The organism is Nocardioides sp. GY 10113 (genome assembly GCF_004919105.1).
In the GTDB taxonomy this organism is placed as follows: Bacteria; Actinomycetota; Actinomycetes; order Propionibacteriales; family Nocardioidaceae; genus Nocardioides.
Map to the genome: position 1 here is coordinate 24,870 of NZ_STGK01000005.1, position 19,669 is coordinate 44,538.

Here is a 19,669-nt window from a genome sequence, read left to right on the forward strand (position 1 = left end):
TTGGCGTGGTCACGGGCGTGCCCTAGGTTCGATGGAACTGTCTCGCAGCGTTGGGAGTCGCTCATGCGGAGATTTCTCGGGATCGCCGGCTCGGCCGTCGTCGTGCTGGCCACCTCGTTGGCACTGGCCACCTCACCCACCGCGTCGGCGGCGCCAGACGGCGACGACGATGCGCTGGACGCCTACACGGCTGAGGTGACCGCGGCCCAGCTGAAGGAGCTGAACGCCGCGGGCGTGGACGTCACCAAGGTGCGGGCGAAGGGCGACGGGTTCGAGGTGGACCTGGTGCTCGACGCCGTCGGCCGGGACAAGCTGCGCAGCCAGGGTCTGCGACCCCAGCTGACCAAGGTCGGGGGCAAGACCGTCCGCGAGTACGCCGAGTCCCAGGCCGAGAGCGGCTACGCGGTCTGGCGCGACTACGACGGTCCGGGCGGCTACGGGGAGATTCTGCGCGAGACGGCGAGGAAGTACCCGCAGGTCACCAAGCTGGTGAAGCTCGGGACGACCGGGCAGGGCCGCGACCTCCTCGCGCTCAAGGTCACCCAGGGCGCCCGCGGGATCGCCGACGGTAGCCGGCCGGCGGTGATCTACAGCGCCACCCAGCACGCCCGCGAGTGGATCGCGCCGGAGATCGACCGGCGCCTGATGGTCTACTACCTCAACGGCTGGCTGAAGAACGACAAGGCCATCACGAAGCTGCTGCGCACCACGGAGCTGTGGTTCTTCCCGGTGATGAACCCCGACGGCTACCAGTACACCTTCACCGAGGGCAACCGGCTGTGGCGCAAGAACCTCCGCGACAACGACGGTGACGGCCAGGTCACCGGCGCCGACGGCGTGGACCCGAACCGCAACTACCCCGAGCACTGGGGCTACGACGAGGAGGGCTCCTCCTCGATCCCCTCCAGCGGGACCTACCGCGGTCCGGCGCCGGCCTCCGAGCCTGAGACCCGGGCGATGATGAAGCTCCTCGACCTGTCGAACGCGGAGTTCCAGGTCAACTACCACTCCAACGGCGAGTGGCTGCTCTACCCCGAGGGGTGGCAGATCGGCTCGCCCACGATGGACGACCCGATCTACTACGCACTCTCCGGCAACCTGGACACCCCTGCCATCGAGGGCTACCACCCCGGCCTGAGCTCGGACGTCCTCTACAGCACGAACGGCGAGGAGAACGACTACGGTCACGCCGAGGCCGGGGCGCTGACCTGGACGCCGGAGCTCTCTCCGGGCTGCCCCACCTGCGGCTTCGTCTTCCCCGACGACCCGGCGCTGGTCGAGGCGGAGTTCCAGCGCAACCTGCCGTTCGCCCGCTCGGTCGCCGACTCGGCCGCCGACCCGGCGAACCCGAAGTCGGTCCTGGGCATCGAGACGAAGCCCTTCTACCTGAAGAGCGACGACGCCTACAAGGACGGCCTGCCCGGCGCGAACTTCACCTTCCCCTACTCCTACGGCGACCCGCAGCCGGTGCAGGTGCTGGCGAAGCGCTCCCTGGGGCCGGTGACGCTGAAGTACTCGATCAACGGCGGACCCGCGCAGAGCGCACCGACGTCCGAGTGGAAGCCCACCGGCCGTTACCAGCCGCCGTCGGTCTACTACCACCAGCTGCGCGGCACGGTGACCGGCACCGACCCCGGCGACAGCGTGGAGGTCTGGTTCGAGGGCGGTGGCGAGACCAGTGACTCCTTCACCTACGACGCGGTGGCCGAGTCCGGCAGCAGCGTGCTGGTGGTCGCCGCGGAGGACTACTCCGGCGCCTCGCCCAACCAGCCGGCCGGGCCGAACTACCTCGACTACTACCTGGACGCATTGGAGAACAACGGCATCACCGCCGACGTGTACGACGTCGACGCGATGGGCCGCGCCGCCCCCGACGACCTCGGCGTGCTGAGCCACTACGACGGCGTGATCTGGTACACCGGCGACGACATCGTGACCCGCAGGACCGGCTGGTCCGGCGGGAACGCCGACCGGCTGGCGCTCGACGAGATGCTCAACTTCCGCTCGTACCTGGACGAGGGCGGCCGGGTGGCCTACACCGGCGACTGGGCCGGCGAGCAGTACACCGGCAACGTCGGGAGCCAGCAGTACGACCCGAAGGGCGAGGGCCCGTGCCGCATCGGCGGGGTCCTCAACCCCGACTACGACCCCCGGCGCTGCGCCCCGTTGAACGGCGTCGGCGACGGGACGAACGACGTGCTGCAGTACTGGTTCGGCGGCTACCTCGCCGTACCGGGCGACGGTCTCGACGCCAACGGGGACGCCTACGGCGTCAACGGCATCGCCGACCCGTTCACCTCCCTCATGTGGGGGCTGAACGGCGGCGACGGGGCGGCCAACCAGTTCCAGACCTCGTCGTTCATCGCCACCAGCGGAGTGCTGCCGGTCAGCGACTACCCGCAGTTCGAGAGCGCGCCGGTGGCCCGCTACGACAAGCCCGGCGGCCCGTTCGACCCGCACACCGGCGACGCCTACGTCTACTCCCAGATCGCGGACGTGACGTACAAGCAGCTGAGTCGCTCGGTCGACGTGCCGGGCTCCGGAGGTGACCTGTCGTTCTGGACCTCCTACGACACCGAGGCCGACTGGGACTACCTGACCGTGGAGGTGCAGCGTCCCGACGGCACCTGGACCACGCTGCCCGACGCCAACGGCCACACGTCGCAGAGCACGGGCCTGAGCTGTACCTCGGGCTGGGCCGCACAGCTTCACCCGCAGCTCGACGCGTACCAGACCGTGAACGCGGACGGGACCTGCTCGCCCACCGGTACGACGGGGGAGTGGAACGCGGCGACGGGCAACTCGGGCGGCTGGCAGGAGTGGTCGATCGACCTCTCGGCCTTCGCGGGCGAGACGGTGCAGGTCTCCATCTCCTACATCAGCGACTGGGGCACCCAGAACCTCGGCGTCTTCGTCGACGACGTGACGTTGCCGGACGGCACCTCGACGTCGTTCGAGGGCGGCGACACCGGTGGCTGGGAGGTGACCGGACCGCCCGCGGGGAGCGCCCCGAACGCCAACAACTGGGTGTTCACCGACTCCTCGGGCTTCCCGGTCGGGGCGGTCATCTCCACGCCGCACTCGCTGCTGGCCGGCTTCGGGTTCGAGGCGATCAGCACGCAGCCCGAGCGCGACGAGGTGATGGGCCGGGTGCTCGAGCACCTGCTCCCGTGAGCGGCGCGCCCCCGGTGCCGTCCGCACCGGGGGCGCGCGACCGCTCGGCGTCCGCTCAGTGCAGCTGGTGGCGCCAGTCCTCCGGCACCCGGCCGGCCGGTCCCGGCACGGCCTGGTCCAGCGGGCGGTGCTGGGGGTCGGCGAGCGCGGGGCCGGCGACGAACGACTCGTCGACGTAGTCCCAGAACCAGGACTCGCCCGGCTCGAAGCTCTGCACGTAGCGGTGGCCGGCCTGCCGGGCGTGCCCGCTCGCGTGCTGGCTCGGGGAGGAGTCGCAGCAGCCGACGTGCCCGCACTGGGCGCAGCGTCGCAGGTGGAACCACCAACCGCCGGCCGCCTCGCAGTCCACGCATCCCGGGCCGCTCGGCCCGACCGTGACGTCGATCCCCGCGATGTCGCTCATGCAACGCTCCTGCCGTCGGTGGGTGTCACCGCCCAGCGTCGTGGTGATCGCGTCGGGGCGCAACCGACCCCGTCCCGCCCCAGGTGATCAGGCTCAGGCGACCATGACCGGCAGCCACTGCGCCGCGAACTGAGCCGTCACCCGCTTGATCAGCGCGTCGTCGGGCGGCTCGGTGTCGGCCAGCGGGAACGGCATCCGCAGGGCGTCGTACTTGTGCTGGCCGAGGCGGTGGAAGGGCAGGATCTCCACGCGCTCCACGGCCGGGCCCAGGGTGGCGGCGAACCGGGCGATCCCGTCGACGTTCTCGGCATCGTCGGTGACGCCGGGCACCAGCACGAAGCGGATCCACATCCGCTGGCCCACCGAGGCGAGGCGCTCGGCGAAGGCCAGCGTCGGCGCCACCTCCTTGCCGGTGAGGCGGCGGTAGGTGCGCGGGTCGTAGGACTTGATGTCGAGCAGCACCAGGTCGGTGACCGACAGCAGCTCCTCGTCGGCGCGGATGCCGAGGTGGCCGGAGGTGTCCAGGGCGGTCGACAGCTCCCACGCCTGGGCGGCGCGGAAGAACTCGGTGACGAACTCGGACTGCAGCAGCGGCTCACCGCCGCTGGCGGTGACGCCGCCGCGGGCGACCTGGAGGAAGCGCCGGTAGAGCTCGACGTCCTCCATGATCGCGTCCAGCCGCCGCCGGTGGCCGTCGCGCATGTGCCAGGTGTCCGGGTTCTGGCAGTACAGGCATCGCAGCGGGCAGCCGGAGAGGAACAGCACGAACCGCGTACCCGGTCCGTCGACCCCCGTGGAGAGGTCCCACGAGTGGACGGACGCCTCGAACCCGTCGGTCACCCCGCCCCCGCTCAGCCGGTCACATCGACTTGTGGAAGGTCCGCGAGATCACGTCGCGCTGCTGCTCGGGGGTCAGCTTCACGAAGTTCACCGCGTAGCCCGACACCCGGACCGTGAGCTGGGGGTAGTCCTCCGGGTGCTCCATCGCGTCCTCGAGCGTGGCCCGGTCCAGCACGTTCACGTTGATGTGGAAGCCACCGGCGTCGAAGTAGCCGTCGAGCACCCCGACGAGGTTGCCGATCTGCTCCTCGCGCTGCCGGCCCAGCCCGGAAGGCGTGATCGTCGAGGTCAGCGAGATCCCGTCGCGGGCGGCGTCGTACGGCAGCTTGGCGACCGACAGCGCCGAGGCGACCACGCCACGGTGGTCGCGCCCGTTCATCGGGTTGGCCCCCGGTGCGAACGGCTCGCCCGCCTTGCGGCCGTCCGGGGTCGAGCCGGTCGCCTTGCCGTAGACGACGTTGGAGGTGATGGTCAGCACCGACTGGCTGTGCTCGGCGTTCCGGTAGGTCGGGTGGCGTCGGATCCGGGCCATGAACGCCTCGACCAGCCACACGGCGATGTCGTCGGCCCGGCTGTCGTTGTTGCCGTACGTCGGGAACTCGCCGTCGATGTCGTAGCCGACGGCGAGGCCGGTCTCGTCGCGCTGCACGCGGACCGTTGCGTACTTGATCGCCGACAGGCTGTCCGCTGCCACCGACAGGCCGGCGATCCCGCACGCCATGAACCGGTGCACGGGGTAGTCGTGCAGCGCCATCTCGATGCGCTCGTAGGAGTACTTGTCGTGCATGTAGTGGATGACGTTGAGGGCGTCCACGTAGACCTCGGCCAGCCAGTCCAGCGTCCGTTCGTACGCCGCCAGGACGGTGTCGTAGTCGAGCACGTCGTCGGTGATCGGTGGGGTCGGCGGGGCGACCTGCTCGCCGGACATCTCGTCGCGCCCTCCGTTGATGGCGTAGAGCAGTGACTTGGCCAGGTTCACCCGGGCGCCGAAGAACTGCATGTCCTTGCCGACCCGCATCCCGGAGACGCAGCACGCGATCGCGGCGTCGTCGTCGAGGTTCTCGCGCAGCAGGTCGTCGGACTCGTACTGGATGGCGCTGGTGTCCAGCGACACCTGGGCGCAGAACCGCTTGAACCCCTCGGGAAGCGCGGGGGACCAGAGCACGGTCAGGTTGGGCTCCGGGGCGGGACCGAGGTTGTAGAGCGTCTGCAGGAACCGGAAGCTGGTCCGCGTCACCAGGGGGCGCCCGTCGGCGCCCATGCCGCCGATCGCCTCGGTCACCCAGGTCGGGTCGCCGGAGAAGAGCGCGTCGTAGTCCGGGGTGCGCAGGAAGCGCACGATCCGCAGCTTGATCACGAAGTCGTCGATCAGCTCCTGCGCGCCGGACTCGTCGAGGGTGCCGGCGGCCAGGTCGCGGGTCAGGTAGACGTCGAGGAACGAGGAGGTGCGGCCCAGCGACATGGCCGCGCCGTTCTGCTCCTTCACCGCCGCCAGGTAGCCGAAGTAGAGCCACTGGACGGCCTCGCGGGCGGTGCGCGCCGGCCCGGAGATGTCGTAGCCGTAGGCGGCGGCCATCTCCTTGAGCTCGAACAGCGCGCGGACCTGCTCGGCGAGCTCCTCCCGGTCCCGGATGATGTCCTCGGTGGAGGGCACGGTGTCGATCCCGGCGCGGTCGCGCTTCTTGTCCGCGATCAGGGCGTCCACCCCGTAGAGCGCCACCCGGCGGTAGTCGCCGATGATCCGGCCGCGGCCGTAGGCGTCGGGCAGGCCGGTGATGACCGCCGCCTTGCGGGCGGCGCGGATCTGGTCGGTGTAGGCGTCGAAGACGCCGTCGTTGTGGGTGCGCCGGTACTTGGTGAAGATCTCGCGGACGCTCGGGTCGACCTCGTAGCCGTACGCCGCCAGGCCCGACTCGACCATCCGCAGTCCGCCGTTCGGCATGATCGCGCGCTTGAGCGGGGCGTCGGTCTGCAGGCCGACGATCAGCTCCTGGTCCTGGTCGATGTAGCCGGGCGCGAACGCGGTGATCCCGGCAGGCGTGGCGGGGTCGACGTCGTAGATGCCGCGGGCCCGCTCCTCGGGGAACAGCGCGCTCACCGCACCCCAGACCGCGGACGTGCGCTCGGTCGGGCCGACCAGGAACGAGGCGTCGCCCTCGTAGGGCGTCCGGTTGCTGCGGACGAAGTCGGCGACGTCGATCGCGGACCGCCAGGGCCCGCCGACGAATCCCGCCCACGGGTCCGCCCCGACGTGCTCCACTGCTTGGTCGCTGGCCATCTGTACCTCCCGATAGGTCTGTCGGCCGACAGGTCCCGCGTCGTCAACGCTACGCCGCCGGGGCGGACGTCGGCAGGGGCGTTGGGCCGCGGGTCGGTGGGTCGGGGGAGGGGCCGAAGGTCCCTTGCCGCTCGCTGAACACCTGTTTAGCGTGCTGAACGTGGGTTCAATGACCGCCGGCGAGGACCCGGACCGCACCGCCAAGGCAGCGATCCGCGACGCGGCGACGGCGCTCTTCGCCGACCGTGGCCCGGAGGCGGTCACGGTCCGGCAGATCGCGGCGGCCGTCGGGGTCTCGCCGGCGCTGGTGGTCCACCACTACGGCAGCAAGGACGGGCTGCGCGGGGCCGTCGAGGCCCACGCGGCACGGACCTTCGAGGAGGTGATCGAGCAGCTCGGCTCCGACGACCTGGCCGCCGCCCTCAGCGGGGGCAGCACCGCGTCGCTGGCCCAGGCGTTCGCGGCCGCGTTCCCGCCGGGATCGCCGGTGCCGGCGTACCTGCGCCGCTCGCTGCTCGTCGGGGACGCGGCCGGCGACCGGGTCTTCGCCGGGTGGTTCGAGCTCACCGAGCGGCTGCTGGTCGACCTGGAGGCGGCCGGTGTGGCCCGCCCCAGCGGCGACCGGCGCGTGCGGGCGGCCTTCCTGCTGGTCAACGACCTCGCGGCGGTGCTGCTGGCCCGCCAGATCGGGGAGGTGTGCGGGCTCGACCTGCTCACCCCCGACGGCATGACCCGCTGGGCGGCCGAGGCCGCCGACGTCTACGCCCACGGCGCCTTCCAGGCGCCCGACGAGGGGAGTACCCATGCCTGACGAGATCATCCGGGCCGACGGCCTGGTCAAGGAGTTCGGGAGCTTCCGGGCGCTCGACGGCCTCGACCTCTCGGTCCGCCCGGGCGAGGTGCACGGCTTCCTCGGCCCGAACGGTGCCGGCAAGTCGACCACGATCCGGATCCTGCTCGGCCTGATGCGGCACGACGGCGGCCGCGTCGAGCTGCTCGGCGGCGACCCCTGGCGCGACGGGACGCGGCTGCGCGCCGACCTCGCGTACGTGCCCGGTGACGTCGCGCTGTGGCCCGGCCTCACCGGCGGGCAGTGCATCGACGTGCTGGCCTCCGTCCACGGCGGGCTCCGGGCCGAGCGCCGCGCCGAGGTGATCGAACGCTTCGACCTCGACCCCACCAAGCGGGCCCGGGACTACTCCAAGGGCAACCGGCAGAAGGTGGCGCTCGTCGCCGCGCTCGCGGCCGACGTCGGCCTCCTCGTCCTGGACGAGCCGACCTCAGGCCTGGACCCGCTGATGGAGCAGGTCTTCCAGGAGGTGATCCGCGAGCGTCGGGACGCGGGGAGCACCGTGCTGCTCTCCAGCCACATCCTCTCCGAGGTGGAGGCGCTGGCCGACCGGGTCAGCATCATCCGCAAGGGGCGCACCGTCACCACCGGCTCGCTGCGGGAGCTGCGCCGGCACACCCGGACCACGGTGCACGCGGTGACCCGCGCGGAGGTGGCCGGGCTGGAGGGCCTGCCCGCGGTGGCCGACCTCGCCTCGGTGCGCGGGGAGGCCGGGGTCGACACCCGGTTCACCGTCGGCCCCGACGGCCTCGGCGACGCCGTGGGCCGGGTGCACGCCGCCGGGGTCGAGAGCCTCACCGTCGAGCCGCCCAGCCTCGACGCGCTGTTCCTGAGCCGCTACAGCGACCAGCCGGAGGGACCGGGCGGCGAGGCGGGCCGGCACGCCGCGCGGCCCGACCAGCAGAACGTCGGGGAACCGGCATGAGCGGCACGTCGCTCCTGCTCCGGATCCAGGCGCGCGCCCAGTGGCGCCGGGTCGCGGTGTGGGTCCTCGCCATGGTGGCGTCGATGGCGTTCACCGCGCTGGCCGTCGCCGGCCTCTACGACACCCCGGCCAAGGTCGCCACGTACGGCGAGGCCGTGGTCAGCGATGCGCTGGTCGCGATCAACGGCCGCGTCGAGGGCATCGACACGCTCGGCGGGATCGTCCAGGACGAGTTCGGCTTCATGGGCTCCTTCCTGCTGCCGCTGATGGGCCTGGCGCTGGTCGCGTCGATGACCCGCGGCGAGGAGGAATCGGGGCGACTCGAGTCCCTGCTCGCGGGGCGCATCGGCCGGACCGCGCCGGTGCTGGTCTCCCTGGTGGTCGCGTCCGCCGCGATCGCCGCGATGGTGGTCGGCTTCGTCGGCTCCCTGCTGGCCTCCGGGATCGACCTCGGCGACGCGGTGCTCTACTCGCTGGCCTCGGGGATGGTCAGTCTGGTCTTCGCCGCGGTCGCCGCCACCGCGGCCCAGGTGGTGCTGCACGGGCGCGGGGTCTACCTGGTCGGCTTCGCCGTGGTCGGCCTCTCCTACGTGCTGCGCGGGGTCGGCGACGTGAGGGACTCCTTCTGGGTCTGGCTCTCTCCGCTGGGCTGGCTGGAGAAGACGGCGCCGTTCGCCGACCAGCAGCGGTGGTGGGTCCTGCTGATCCCCGCCGCCGTCTCCCTGGCGCTCGCCGCCGCCGCGCTGGCGTTGGCCGCCCGCCGCGACCTCGGTGCGGCGATCTACCGGCCTGGCCCGGGGCCGGCGTCGGCCTCGCCCCGACTGCGCGGTCCGCTCGGGCTGGCCGCCCACGGGCAGCGCGGCGCCTTCCTCGGCTGGCTGCTGGGCAGCGTGCTGCTGGCCGCGGTGATGGGGGCTCTGGCGCAGGAGATGGTCGACGCCGCCCTGGGCAACCCCGACCTGAGCCGCGCACTCGGGATCAGCGAGGGCGAGGTCATCGACGGCTTCCTGGCAGTCGTGCAGCTCTACCTCGCGATCCTCGGCGCCGGGTACCTGGTGCAGTCGATCGGCACGATGCGGCACGAGGAGGTCGGCGGTCGGCTCGAGCCGATGCTGGCCGGCGGGCTGTCGCGCTCGAGATGGCTGGCGGCACAGGTCGCGGTCGTCATCGTCGGCCTGGTCGTGGTCGTGGTGGGGTCCGCCGTGGCGTTCGGGCTCGCGACCGTCCTGTCGACGGGGGAGACCGGCTACCTCGGCACGCTGGTCGGGGCCGGACTGGCCTACCTGCCGGCCGAGCTCGTGATCGGCGCCGTCGGCGCGCTGCTGTTCGGCCTGCTGCCGCGCGCGTACGGGCTCGCGTGGGTGCTCTTCGGGCTGGTCGCCGCGATCGGGCTGCTCGGCCCCGGCCTCCAGCTGGACCAGTGGATCCAGGACCTGTCGCCGCTGACCCACGTCGGCAACCCGCCGAGCGGCACCGTGGAGGCGGCGTCGCTGGTCTGGCTCCTCGCGATCGCGGCAGCCCTGGTCGCCGGAGCGTTCGTCACCTTCCGGCAACGGCGGATCCCCCAGGGCTGAGGCCCGCGACACGCGCGGCCGGTGCCGCTAGCGTCGGCAACGGCCCGGACGCCCGGGAAGGTCGCTCACGGAAGGCGCCGATATGCGCACCCACGAGATCGGTACGACGGCCCGTCGTACCCGCCGCGTCGAGGCCCGGGACATCGAGCTGTTCACCGAGATCACGGGCGATCGGAACCCCGTGCACTACGACGAGGAGCTCGCCCGTGCGTCCCGCTTCGGCGGGATCGTGGTGCAGGGCGGCGTGACCTCCGGACTGCTCAACGCCGTGGTCGCCGAGGACCTGCCGGGACCGGGCAGCGTCTTCCTGGAGACCTCGTGGCGGTTCCTGGCGCCGGTCCGACCGGGCGACGTGATCACCGCCGAGGCGACGGTGACCGCGGTGCGCGATGACAAGCCGATCACCACCCTCGCCACCCGGATCACCAACCAGGACGGGGTCGTCGTCCTGGACGGGAGCGCTGTCGTCTGGCGGGATCCTGCGGTGGCCGAGGCCACCGACGCGGTCCGCGAGCAGTCGGACCCGCCGGCCTGAGCCGGGCGGAGGGTGGTCTCGGGGTCGCGCCTGACCGGGTCGCCGCGATCCCTCCACGGATTCGTCACGGATCCGCCAAGTTTCGCCGGCGGTGCTGGTCGAGGCTCGTGGCACAGGGCCACCGGCCACCCGGACGACCAGGAGAGCACCGATGTCCACCCTCAGCGATCCACGCCCGGCGAGCGTCCGTGCGGAGAGCCGCGGCACCGCCGCGGGAGCGACCGCACCGTTGGAGGCCGCCCGTGCCGGCGTGCACGACGGTCTGCGAGCGATCGTGCCGGTCTGCGTCGGCGTCGCGCCGATGGGGGTCGCCCTCGGCGCCCTGATCGGCGCCAGCGAGCTGGATCCGGTGGCGGCGCTCTCCTCGTCGGTGCTCGTGATGGCAGGGTCCTCCGAGCTCAGCCTGCTGGACATGAGCATCCGTGGGGTCGATGCCCTCGTGATCGTGGCGACCGCGCTGTTGATCAACGCCCGCTTCCTGGCCTACAGCGCTGCGCTGTCGAGCTGGTTCCCGACCTCCACCCGGTGGCAGCGCGCACTGATCGCTCTGCCCCTGGTCGATCAGATGTTCCTGGTCACCGCCCGCGACCACGAACAGGTGCGCCGCACGGAGGCGGCACGCCGCCGCTTCTACGCCGCCGCGGCGGCCACCCTGGTCGTGGTGTGGTGCGCGGCGCAGGTCTCCGGCTACCTGTTCGGCGCGCTCCTGCCCGAGGCACTCGCGCTCGACGCCGCCACCCCGCTGTGCCTGAGCGGGCTCCTCGCGGTCTCCCTCAAGAGCCGCCGGATGCTCGCGTCGGCGTGCGTCGGTGGTGCCGCGACCGGCCTCCTCGCGCTGGTCGCCGGCCCGGGCGCGATCCTCCTCGGCATCGCCGCGGCGGTCCTGCTGGTGCCCGCGGGGAGGGCGTCATGACGCTCTGGCTCGTGGTGCTGGCCACCGCCGTCGGTACCTATCTGATCCGCGCCTCGCTGCTGGTGCTGTGGAGCGGCCGGACGCCGCCCTCCGCCGTGGTCACGCGGGCCGCGCTGGTCGCGCCGGCCGCGCTCGCCGCGCTGCTGGTCAGCACGGGCGCCCACGCTCCTGGCCTGCCCGTCGTACTGGGGTGCATCGCGGGTTTCGCGGTCACCTACCGGACCAGGAACGTCATGCACGCGCTCGCGGCCGGCCTGCCGGTGGTCTGGATCGCCCAGGCGGCCGGCCTCGGCTGAGCGCTCCCCGGCGCTGGCCGCGCGCCGAACATGGGGATCGCCTCCCGATGTCGCCGGGCCGCTCCGTCCCTAGTTTCAAGCCGTCGGGTCAACGGCCCGCCGTACCCCAACCGAGGAGAGCACGATGAGCAAGACCTACCCCGAACCCGGCACCCGGCACCACGATGTCGTGGTCGTCGGCGCCCGCTGCGCCGGTGCGGCGACCGCGATGCTGCTCGCCCGCGCCGGGTACGACGTGGCTCTGCTCGACCGCTCCGAGCCGGGGGTCGACACGCTGTCCACCCACGCGCTCGCACGCGGCGGCGTGGTCCAGCTCGCCCGGTGGGGACTGCTCGACGAGGTCCTGGACACCGGAGCCCCCGCGGTGCGCACGGTCCGCTACCGCGAGTACGGTCCCGACGCCCGGGCTTCGGCGCCGATCACCATCAAGGACCGCGCCGGTGTCGACCTGATGCTGGCCCCGCGCCGTCACCGGCTGGACCCGGTCCTCGCCGGCGCGGCCGTCCGCGCCGGGGCCGCGCTGATGACCCGGACGACCGTGACCGACGTGCTCCGCGAGCCCGGGGGCCGGGTCCGCGGCGTGGTCGTCCGGCGGCCGGGTGGCGACGAGCTGCCCCTCACGGCGCGGCTCGTCGTCGGTGCGGACGGCGTACGCTCTCGCGTCGCCCAGCTGGTCGGTGCCGCCACCGGGGTCGCCCATGCCCCGACCGGCGCCATGGCCTACACCTATGTCCGGGGCGAGGAGTGGGACGGCTTCGAGTTCCACCTCGCGCCTCAGGCGTTCGCCGGCGTCTTCCCGACCCACGGTGGCGAGGCCTGCGTCTGGCTGGGGCAGCCCGCCGTCGCCGGCCGGGCGCTGCTGGCGGCCGGCGCGGACCGTGTCACGGCGTGGCGCGAGGCGCTGCGCGCGGCGGCTCCCGACCTCGCCGACGTCGTCGGGCGCGGGGAGGTGACCGCGCCGGTCCGCGGGTCGATCGGCCTGCCCAACCACCTGCGCCGGGCGGTCGGCCCCGGCTGGGCGCTGGTCGGGGACGCGGGCTACCACCGTGACCCGATCATCGGCCACGGCATCACCGACGCCTTCCGCGACGCCGAGCTGCTCGCCGCCGCCGCGCACCGCGCGCTCGGCGCACCGGGATCGGGAGACCCCGACGGATGCGAGGTCGACGCCGGCCTGGTCGCCTACGAGCGTGACCGGGACAGCCGCCTGGCCGAGACGTTCCGGCTCGCGCGGGCCCTCGGCGCCTTTCCAGGAGTCCGTCGCTTCGCCGACCTCCAGGTCGAGCTCAGCCGGGCGCTCGAGTCGGAGGCGTTGGAGCTGGCGGCCCGCCCGCAGTGGTGGCGCACCGCGGCGCCCGCCGCCTGAGCCCCGCCCGTCCACCTGACCCCCAGACGACCAGACCACCGGACCACCGGACCACCACTCTCCGAAGGAACCCCGCGATGACCACCACCCAGCAGCACCCCCGCATCAACGGCGTCGACACCGCCGCGCTCTTCGGCACCATCGACGTCGTCCGCACGCAGCCCGAGCTCGCTGCCTTCCGGTTCCGGTCCCGCTCGACCTGGGTCTCCGGCACCCACTCGGTCGGTACCTTCCTCGGCTTCACCGGGGCCGGCCAGGACCACCTGCACGCCACGCCCGTCGAGGTGCCCGCGGACCACCCGGCCGTGCTGACCGGCACGGACCACGGCCCGACCCCCGCCGAGCTGCTCCTCAACGCCCTCGGAGCCTGCCTGACCGCGGGGCTCGGCAACATCGCCGCGGCCCGCGGGGTGGAGCTGCGTGGCGTGCGGTGCACGGTGGAGGGCGACCTCGACCTGCGGGGCATCCTCGGCCTCGACGACTCCGTCCGCAACGGCTTCCGCGACGTGCGGGTCACGTTCGAGGTCGACAGCGACGCGGACGCGGCCACGGTCGCGGCGCTCGTGGCGCAGTCGCGCGCCCGCTCGGCGGTGTACGACGTGCTCACCGCAGGCACCCGGGTCGAGGTCGGGGTGGCGGCGTCATGAGCGCGAGCTTCCTGGCCGACCCCGAGCCCACCGCCGCCGTGCGGGAGCTGTACGCCGCCGAGGAGGCCGGTCAGGGCTACGTCGCCCACCTGACACGGCTCTGGGCGCACAGCCCCGAGGCGCTGCACCTGCTCGGCCAGCTGCTCGGCCTGGCCGGGCACCGGGGCGGCCTCGACGGTCGTGAGCGGACGCTGCTGGTCACCGCGGCGGCCGCGGCCAGCGGGAACTCGTACTGCTCCCTGGCCTTCGGGTCCAGGCTGGCGGCGGCGAGCACGGAGCGCGAGGCGGCGGCGGTCATCGCCGGCGGCACCCCGACCACCTCGGCCACCGATGCCGCCCTGGTGGCGTGGGCGCGCCGGGTCGCCGTGGACCCGCGGGCCACGACCGAGGCCGACCTCGCCGCGCTGCGCGAGGTCGGCTGCGACGACGGTCAGGTCTTCGCGATCACGCTCTACGTCGCGCTGCGCCTGGCCTTCGCCACCGTCAACGACGCGCTCGGCGCGGCACCCGACGCGGAGCTGGCCGAGCGGGTGCCCCCGGCGGTGCTGGCCGCGGTCGACTTCGGGCGACCGCCGGCGACGCGTCCGGGGGCCGTGGTCCGGGCAGGCGATCGCTGAGGGTCATCGGGCGAGCTCCTCCAGCACCCGGGCGCCGTGCTCGCGGACCGGCGCCAGATCCGCGGCCTGCGCGACGGCCCTCCGGGCGTCGTCGACCACGAGCTCGACATGGTGGGCGACCAGCCTGCGGTCGTCGGGGTCGGTGCAGAAGCGGCCGGTGGTGGCCAGCACCCGGATCAGTGCCCGGTCCACCCTCGGCTCCGCGCAGCCGTACCGCCTGATCTGTCCGGTGGCCAGATCGAGGTAGTAGGCCAGGTCGCGGCCGGGCACCACGACCCGGAGCGAGCCGCCGGCGTCGTACACGCACTGGTCGCCGAGCGGCCGCCGGACGAGGCTGGCGAGCAGGACGCCGAGGTGCTCGAGCGACTGGATGGTCGTGTACGGGTCGTTGATCGCGGGGGAGAGCGCCTTCACAGCGATGTCCGCGAGCTGTCGTACGCCGAAGGCGACGTCCTGCTCGACGGTGCGCTCGAACCCGACGCGCACCGCGGCCGGCAGGGCCGCGCGCAACGGCGCCGGGACGGCCGCGGCCACGGCCGGGGAGTCGCCCGCCCCCGGCCGCCACAGCCAGAGCAGCGGCGCGCCCGCCACGACGTACTCGCCGACCATGGCGGCCACCGACGCCACCAGGTCCCGCCCGGCGAGCTGAGGGACGAGCACCTCGGGGTGCACCGTCTGCACGTAGCCGGACCGGTGGGCGGGCACGGCGATCGCGGAGGCGGGCGGCGGCGGCTCCCGTCGGCCGGTCACGCCCCGGGTGGGCAGGTCGTGCTCGATCACGTGGAGAGTGCGGCGCTCCACCGAGCGCATCACCTCGTCGATCTGGATGGAGTGCGCCAGGTGGTGCACGAAGAACACCAGCATCAGCAGGCTGATGAAGAGCAGGGCCAGGGCGAAGCTGACCGCGAGGCGTGGATAGTCGTCGACCCGCCGGCCCGCGCTGACCCCGACCGTGAACAGGCCGGCGGTGCTGTAGGTGAAGGTCGCGACGAAGACGCTGAGCACGACCTGGTTGGGCCGGTCCCTCAGGAAGTTCCGCAGCAGGCGGGGCGAGAACTGGGTCGAGGCCAGCTGCAGCGCGACCACGGTCAGCCCCAGGACCAGGGCGATCACGGTGGCCAGCGTGCTGGAGATCGCGATCAGCAGGGTCCGGGCGTCGTCGGGGGTGCCCTGGAAGACGTACCAGCGGACGGAGGAGACCTGGACCTGCGCCAGCACGTAGCCGACGGCCAGGGCCAGGACGACGGCGGCGGTGGGCAGCACCCAGAGGGCGCCCCGCAGGTACTCCCGCACGACCTCGCCTCGCACGCTCCCCACAGTGGCCGCGCGGCGGCGCGTGGTCAACGCACCGCCGTGCCTGCTCACCGGGCCCGACGTCACGCGGCCCGGCCTCGCGTGGCCGCCGGGTCAGGAGAGCCCGAGCTCGTCGGCCTGGACCACGACCGCGCGGCGGTTCGGCAGGCCGAGCTTGGCCAGCACGGCCGAGACATGGTGGTCGGCGGTCTTCGGGGAGATGAAGAGCCGGCTCGCGATCTCTGCGTTGGTGAACCCGCGCGCGACCAGCTTGGCCACCTCGAGCTGGCGGTTGGTCAGGCCCGCGGGGTTGACCCGGGTGCTGGCGCGGGGGCGCTGCGGCACGTGGGGCAGGCCGTCCTCCCGCATCTCCTGCCGCAGCCGATCGGCGACGGCCACGGCACCGAGCAGGTCGAGGGCCTCGACAGCCGACACCCGGTGCTCGACCGCGGGCGAGTCGGCGAGCGCCAGCGCCGCGTCGTACTCGCAGCCCAACTCCCGCCACCAGGCAGCGGCGGCCGCGGGCCGGCCGGAGAGCGTCAGCCGGTACGGCTCGGCGACGGCGTCCGCCGGCGGGTCGGGCAGCAGGCCGAGGCGCACCAGCCAGACGGCGAGATCTCCCACGCCCCAGGTCGCGCCGGGCGCGCCGGCGAGGTCGTGGACCGCGGCCACCGCGAGGCCGGCCACCCGGTCGTCCCTCGCGCCGGTCAGCCAGGCGCGCTCCGCCAGGGCGGAGAGCACCGGCAGGCGCCGCAGCGGCTCGTCCAGGCGTCCGGAGAGCTCCCAGGCCTGCTCGAGGTGGCTGCCGCCGTCCTCGCCGCGGCGCAGTGCCACGAGGCCGGAGACGACGTGCGGCCAGAGCGCCGCGAGGGGCATGCCCGATCGGTCGAGCACCGCGGCCGCATCCTCCAGCGCCGCCTCCCAGCGGCCCTGCTCCAGCCGCAATCGCGATCGCACGCCCGTCTGCCAAAAGCGGCAGATCGGGATGTCACGCTCCGAGGAGAAGGCGAGCGCCTCCTCCAGCACGTGCTCGGCCGACCGCGGACGGCGCTGCTCGACGTCGAGGTTCGCCAGGTTGGAGTAGCCCGTCGAGGCGAGCTCGTCCAGGCCGGTCGCGCGCGCCTCCTCGATCAGGTCCACCAGTCGCGGGCGCGCGGCGGCGTCGCCCTGGGCGAGGTCGCTGACGGCGGTGAACAGACCGACCCGGGTCGCGAGTGCCGCGCTGCGGTGCCGGCGCGCGATCGCGTCGGCGTCGGACTGGCACTGCTGCACGAGCGCGAAGTCGCCGTTCTGGACCGCCAGGTAGCTGCGTGTGGTCTGCGCCTGGCCGAACTTCAGTTGCGCGTCCTGCGCCGGGAGGCCGCTGGTGATGGTCGCGGCCCGCTCCGCATGCGCCTCGGCCTGCGGACGCCGCGCGCTGTAGTACTGGTAGAGCGCGTAGGACTCGTGGGCGGCGGCGAGCCCCACCGGGTCCGCTGCCTCCTCCCACAGGCCGAACGTGGTCCCGACCGTGGCCAGCGCCGCGTCCAGCCGGTTCGTCATGTACAGCTCCTGGGCGAGCAGCGCCAACAACCGCGCGCGGTGCGCCGGCGTGGGTGGGTGAAGGTGCGCCAGAGCGGTCTCGAGGAACGCGACCGCCTCGGTGTGGGACCCGGCGCGGATCGCCTCCAGCGCCGCCGCCTCGGCGTACCGCACCGCGCGAGCGCCGTCCCGGGCGGCCACCGCGTGGTGGGTGAGGACAGCGAGGTCGCGCGGCTCGACGTGCTCCAGTGCCGCGACCAGGCGGGCGTGCAGGTGGGCGGCCCCGCCCGCCGGGATGGTGCTCTCCACGGCGAGGCGCGCCAGCTCGTGGCGGAACGACAGCCCTCCGCGATCGCGGAGCAGCAGCCCGCTGTCGTGCAGGCGACGCAGCGTCGGCAGGTCCACGTGCAGGGCCGGCAGGAGGCGGTCGTCCAGGCGGCCGGGCGCTGCCGCGGCGAGCTGGAGGACCTCGAAGTCGCCCGCGTCCATCCGAGCGGTCCGGGCCAGGACGGCGTCGCGGACGGTCGCCGGCAGCGGACGCCCCGGCTCCTTGGCGACCTCGACCACGAAGAAGGGGTTGCCCCCGGTCAGTGCGTGGACCGTGCCCGGTGCCAGCCCCGTGCCCGCCACCAGCTCGGCGACGGCGCCCTCGGAGAGCGGCAGGAGGCGGACGGTGGCGAGGTCGTCCAGCGCAGCGAAGTCGCCCAGGAGTGGTCGGGCGGAGTGCTGGGAGTCGATCGTCTCGTCGCGGTAGGTGACGACCAGCGTCAGCGGGATCGTCTCGATCCGTCGCACCAGGAACCGGAGCACCTCCGCCGACGCCGCGTCGATCCAGTGCAGGTCCTCCACCACGAACACCGTGCGCGCGGTGCCGAGGGACCGGTAGGCCGCCTCGCCCAGCGAGGCGAGGGTGGGTGCGGTGTCGGCGAGCAGCGAGCCAAGCCCGAGCTCGTCGGCGACGTCGCGGAACGGGCCGAGCGGCCGCGGGGTGCCCAGGGGGTCGCACGCGGCCCGGATCACCCGGACCTCCCCGGCGGCGGCGCAGGCGGCCGCCACCAGCGCGGACTTCCCGGCGCCGGCCTCGCCGACGACCGCGACTCCGGCGCCGCACCCGCGCGCCGTGCGCGCCACCGCCCGCCGAAGCACGTCGGCCTCGGCATCCCGCTCGAGGAGGGCCACCGGCTCACGGTAGGCGAGTCCCGCGCCCTCACCAAGGGCAGCGCGGGTCCGGGACGCGACCGTCCCGGACCCGCGCTGGTCAGGCGGCGGCACCGGGGGCGCTGTGCGGGCCGAACTCGTTGACCACGACCGAGACCAGGTCGGCCGGGAAGCCGCCCCGTCGGGCGTGTTCCAGGATGGTCTCGACGTCCTCGGTCTCGTGCAGGCAGTAGATCTTGTCGCCGGCGACGTAGCTCGTCACCCAGTGGTAGGGGACCCCGAGCGAGGCGACGGCCTCGTTGGAGGTCTGGGCGATCTCGGCCAGGTCGGCGTCGGTGAGGTTCGAGGCGCCGTCGATCTCGCGCTCGATGAGGAAGCGGTGCATGGTGGTGCTCCTTCGGTAGTGGTGCCGGCGGTCTGCCGGCGTCTCCCCAGAGTTGCTCGCCCCGCCGGGGAGGACATCGGGAGTGGGCCCCCATCTAGCGCGCTCGACGGCAGGGAGCGCGTCGGTGGGCGACCATGGAGCGATGGGGACGGTGGCAGTCGACGGTGACGACCTGACGCTCCGGCCGTGGGCGTACCCCGGCACGCCCGCACGTCGGGCGGGAGTGCTGCTCGGCGACGACTTCCGGCCGCTGGCGGCGCCCGATCCGGACACGGTGGACCGCGTGCTGCGCCGTGCCGGCGTCGTCCCGCTCGCCGCACGCCGCGCCGTGCTGGCGGTCGGCTCCAACGCCTCCCCGGCGGTGCTGCGGCGCAAGCTGGTCGCGGGTGGGGCGAGCGGCGCGGCACCACTGCTTCCCGTCGAGGTCGCGGGGATCGGGGTGGGCCACAGCGCGCACGTGAGTCGCGCCGGATACGTCCCTGCCGCCCCGGTCGCCGCGCCCGGCGCGCGACGGACCCTGGTCGCTGCCCTGCTCGACGAGGAGCAGGTGAGGTGCCTCGACGTGACCGAGCCGAACTATGTGCGCTGCCCGGTGCGCCTCGTCGACGCTCCTGCATGGCTCGAGTGGTCCGCCGCGGCGGGGGAGGGCTGGGTCTACGTCTCGCACCGGGGCGTCATCGCCCCGCCCGGTGCGCCGCCGGTGGAACTCCGCCCGCAGCCGGACGTGGTGCGGCTCCTGCACGGGGTGCTGCCGGAGCTCGGCCTGCTCGATCGCGGCTCCGGCGCGCGTGGCGCGATGCGTCGGCTCGGTGCCGACCCCGCGCTGCGCGAGGCCGTCCGGATCCGGCTGCTCGCGCGCGGCTGGGTGGCGGCGACGGATCCGGCGGGCTGAGG

At 73.6% G+C, this 19,669-nt stretch carries 17 protein-coding genes; 11 read left to right on the top strand and 6 right to left on the bottom strand.

Going from position 1 to position 19,669, the window contains the following annotated elements:
• The first annotated feature begins 63 nt into the window (after nucleotides 1–63).
• Nucleotides 64–3,174: a M14 family metallopeptidase gene (locus tag E8D34_RS07880; protein ID WP_136594082.1), complete on the top strand. Its 3,111-nt coding sequence runs from the start codon at nucleotides 64–66 to the stop codon at nucleotides 3,172–3,174.
• Between the two features lie 55 nt (nucleotides 3,175–3,229).
• Here E8D34_RS07880 and E8D34_RS07885 read toward each other — a convergent pair whose 3' ends face one another.
• The 3 genes from E8D34_RS07885 to pflB form a co-directional block, all read right to left on the bottom strand.
• The gene (locus E8D34_RS07885; RefSeq protein WP_136594083.1) at nucleotides 3,230–3,577 is read right to left on the bottom strand and encodes a UBP-type zinc finger domain-containing protein; all 348 of its coding nucleotides are present in this window, start codon (nucleotides 3,575–3,577) and stop codon (nucleotides 3,230–3,232) included.
• A 93-nt stretch (nucleotides 3,578–3,670) separates the two neighbouring features.
• Nucleotides 3,671–4,417 (bottom strand): pyruvate formate-lyase-activating protein, encoded by a 747-nt coding sequence (pflA, locus tag E8D34_RS07890; protein ID WP_136594084.1) that lies wholly within the window; start codon nucleotides 4,415–4,417, stop codon nucleotides 3,671–3,673.
• A gap of 19 nt (nucleotides 4,418–4,436) precedes the next feature.
• Complete coding sequence (pflB, locus tag E8D34_RS07895; protein ID WP_136594085.1) at nucleotides 4,437–6,695, bottom strand: formate C-acetyltransferase; 2,259 nt, start codon at nucleotides 6,693–6,695, stop codon at nucleotides 4,437–4,439.
• A gap of 169 nt (nucleotides 6,696–6,864) precedes the next feature.
• Between pflB and E8D34_RS07900 the strand changes: the two genes are divergently transcribed.
• The 9 genes from E8D34_RS07900 to E8D34_RS07940 all read left to right on the top strand — a co-directional run bounded on the left by E8D34_RS07900 (nucleotide 6,865) and on the right by E8D34_RS07940 (nucleotide 14,418).
• Complete coding sequence (locus tag E8D34_RS07900; RefSeq protein ID WP_136594326.1) at nucleotides 6,865–7,506, top strand: TetR/AcrR family transcriptional regulator; 642 nt, start codon at nucleotides 6,865–6,867, stop codon at nucleotides 7,504–7,506.
• Nucleotides 7,499–8,470: an ABC transporter ATP-binding protein gene (locus E8D34_RS07905; RefSeq protein WP_136594086.1), complete on the top strand. Its 972-nt coding sequence runs from the start codon at nucleotides 7,499–7,501 to the stop codon at nucleotides 8,468–8,470. The genes E8D34_RS07900 and E8D34_RS07905 overlap by 8 nt, the downstream gene beginning before the upstream one ends.
• The gene (locus E8D34_RS07910; protein ID WP_136594087.1) at nucleotides 8,467–10,044 is read left to right on the top strand and encodes a hypothetical protein; all 1,578 of its coding nucleotides are present in this window, start codon (nucleotides 8,467–8,469) and stop codon (nucleotides 10,042–10,044) included. The genes E8D34_RS07905 and E8D34_RS07910 overlap by 4 nt, the downstream gene beginning before the upstream one ends.
• An 82-nt stretch (nucleotides 10,045–10,126) precedes the next feature.
• A complete protein-coding gene (locus E8D34_RS07915) occupies nucleotides 10,127–10,579 on the top strand; it encodes a MaoC family dehydratase (RefSeq protein WP_136594088.1) in 453 nt (150 codons plus the stop codon).
• A 151-nt stretch (nucleotides 10,580–10,730) separates the two neighbouring features.
• A complete protein-coding gene (locus tag E8D34_RS07920) occupies nucleotides 10,731–11,492 on the top strand; it encodes an AzlC family ABC transporter permease (RefSeq protein WP_136594089.1) in 762 nt (253 codons plus the stop codon).
• On the top strand, nucleotides 11,489–11,788 hold the full coding sequence (locus tag E8D34_RS07925; protein WP_136594090.1) for an AzlD domain-containing protein: 300 nt from the start codon (nucleotides 11,489–11,491) through the stop codon (nucleotides 11,786–11,788). The genes E8D34_RS07920 and E8D34_RS07925 overlap by 4 nt, the downstream gene beginning before the upstream one ends.
• Before the next feature lie 124 nt (nucleotides 11,789–11,912).
• Nucleotides 11,913–13,154, top strand: coding sequence for an FAD-dependent monooxygenase (locus E8D34_RS07930; protein ID WP_136594091.1), 1,242 nt, complete (start codon nucleotides 11,913–11,915; stop codon nucleotides 13,152–13,154).
• A 77-nt stretch (nucleotides 13,155–13,231) separates the two neighbouring features.
• Nucleotides 13,232–13,801, top strand: coding sequence for an OsmC family protein (locus E8D34_RS07935; protein WP_136594092.1), 570 nt, complete (start codon nucleotides 13,232–13,234; stop codon nucleotides 13,799–13,801).
• On the top strand, nucleotides 13,798–14,418 hold the full coding sequence (locus E8D34_RS07940; RefSeq protein WP_136594093.1) for a carboxymuconolactone decarboxylase family protein: 621 nt from the start codon (nucleotides 13,798–13,800) through the stop codon (nucleotides 14,416–14,418). The genes E8D34_RS07935 and E8D34_RS07940 overlap by 4 nt, the downstream gene beginning before the upstream one ends.
• Before the next feature lie 3 nt (nucleotides 14,419–14,421).
• Here E8D34_RS07940 and E8D34_RS07945 read toward each other — a convergent pair whose 3' ends face one another.
• The 3 genes from E8D34_RS07945 to E8D34_RS07955 all read right to left on the bottom strand — a co-directional run bounded on the left by E8D34_RS07945 (nucleotide 14,422) and on the right by E8D34_RS07955 (nucleotide 18,775).
• On the bottom strand, nucleotides 14,422–15,726 hold the full coding sequence (locus E8D34_RS07945; protein ID WP_168929367.1) for a DUF2254 domain-containing protein: 1,305 nt from the start codon (nucleotides 15,724–15,726) through the stop codon (nucleotides 14,422–14,424).
• Nucleotides 15,727–15,825: 99 nt separating this feature from the next.
• Nucleotides 15,826–18,411, bottom strand: coding sequence for an AAA family ATPase (locus tag E8D34_RS07950; RefSeq protein WP_136594095.1), 2,586 nt, complete (start codon nucleotides 18,409–18,411; stop codon nucleotides 15,826–15,828).
• Between the two features lie 79 nt (nucleotides 18,412–18,490).
• Nucleotides 18,491–18,775 (bottom strand): DUF4242 domain-containing protein, encoded by a 285-nt coding sequence (locus E8D34_RS07955; RefSeq protein ID WP_136594096.1) that lies wholly within the window; start codon nucleotides 18,773–18,775, stop codon nucleotides 18,491–18,493.
• Nucleotides 18,776–18,917: 142 nt separating this feature from the next.
• On the opposite strand from E8D34_RS07955, the gene E8D34_RS07960 reads away from it, so the two are divergent.
• The gene (locus E8D34_RS07960) at nucleotides 18,918–19,667 is read left to right on the top strand and encodes a hypothetical protein (protein WP_136594097.1); all 750 of its coding nucleotides are present in this window, start codon (nucleotides 18,918–18,920) and stop codon (nucleotides 19,665–19,667) included.
• Nucleotides 19,668–19,669 lie beyond the last annotated feature (2 nt).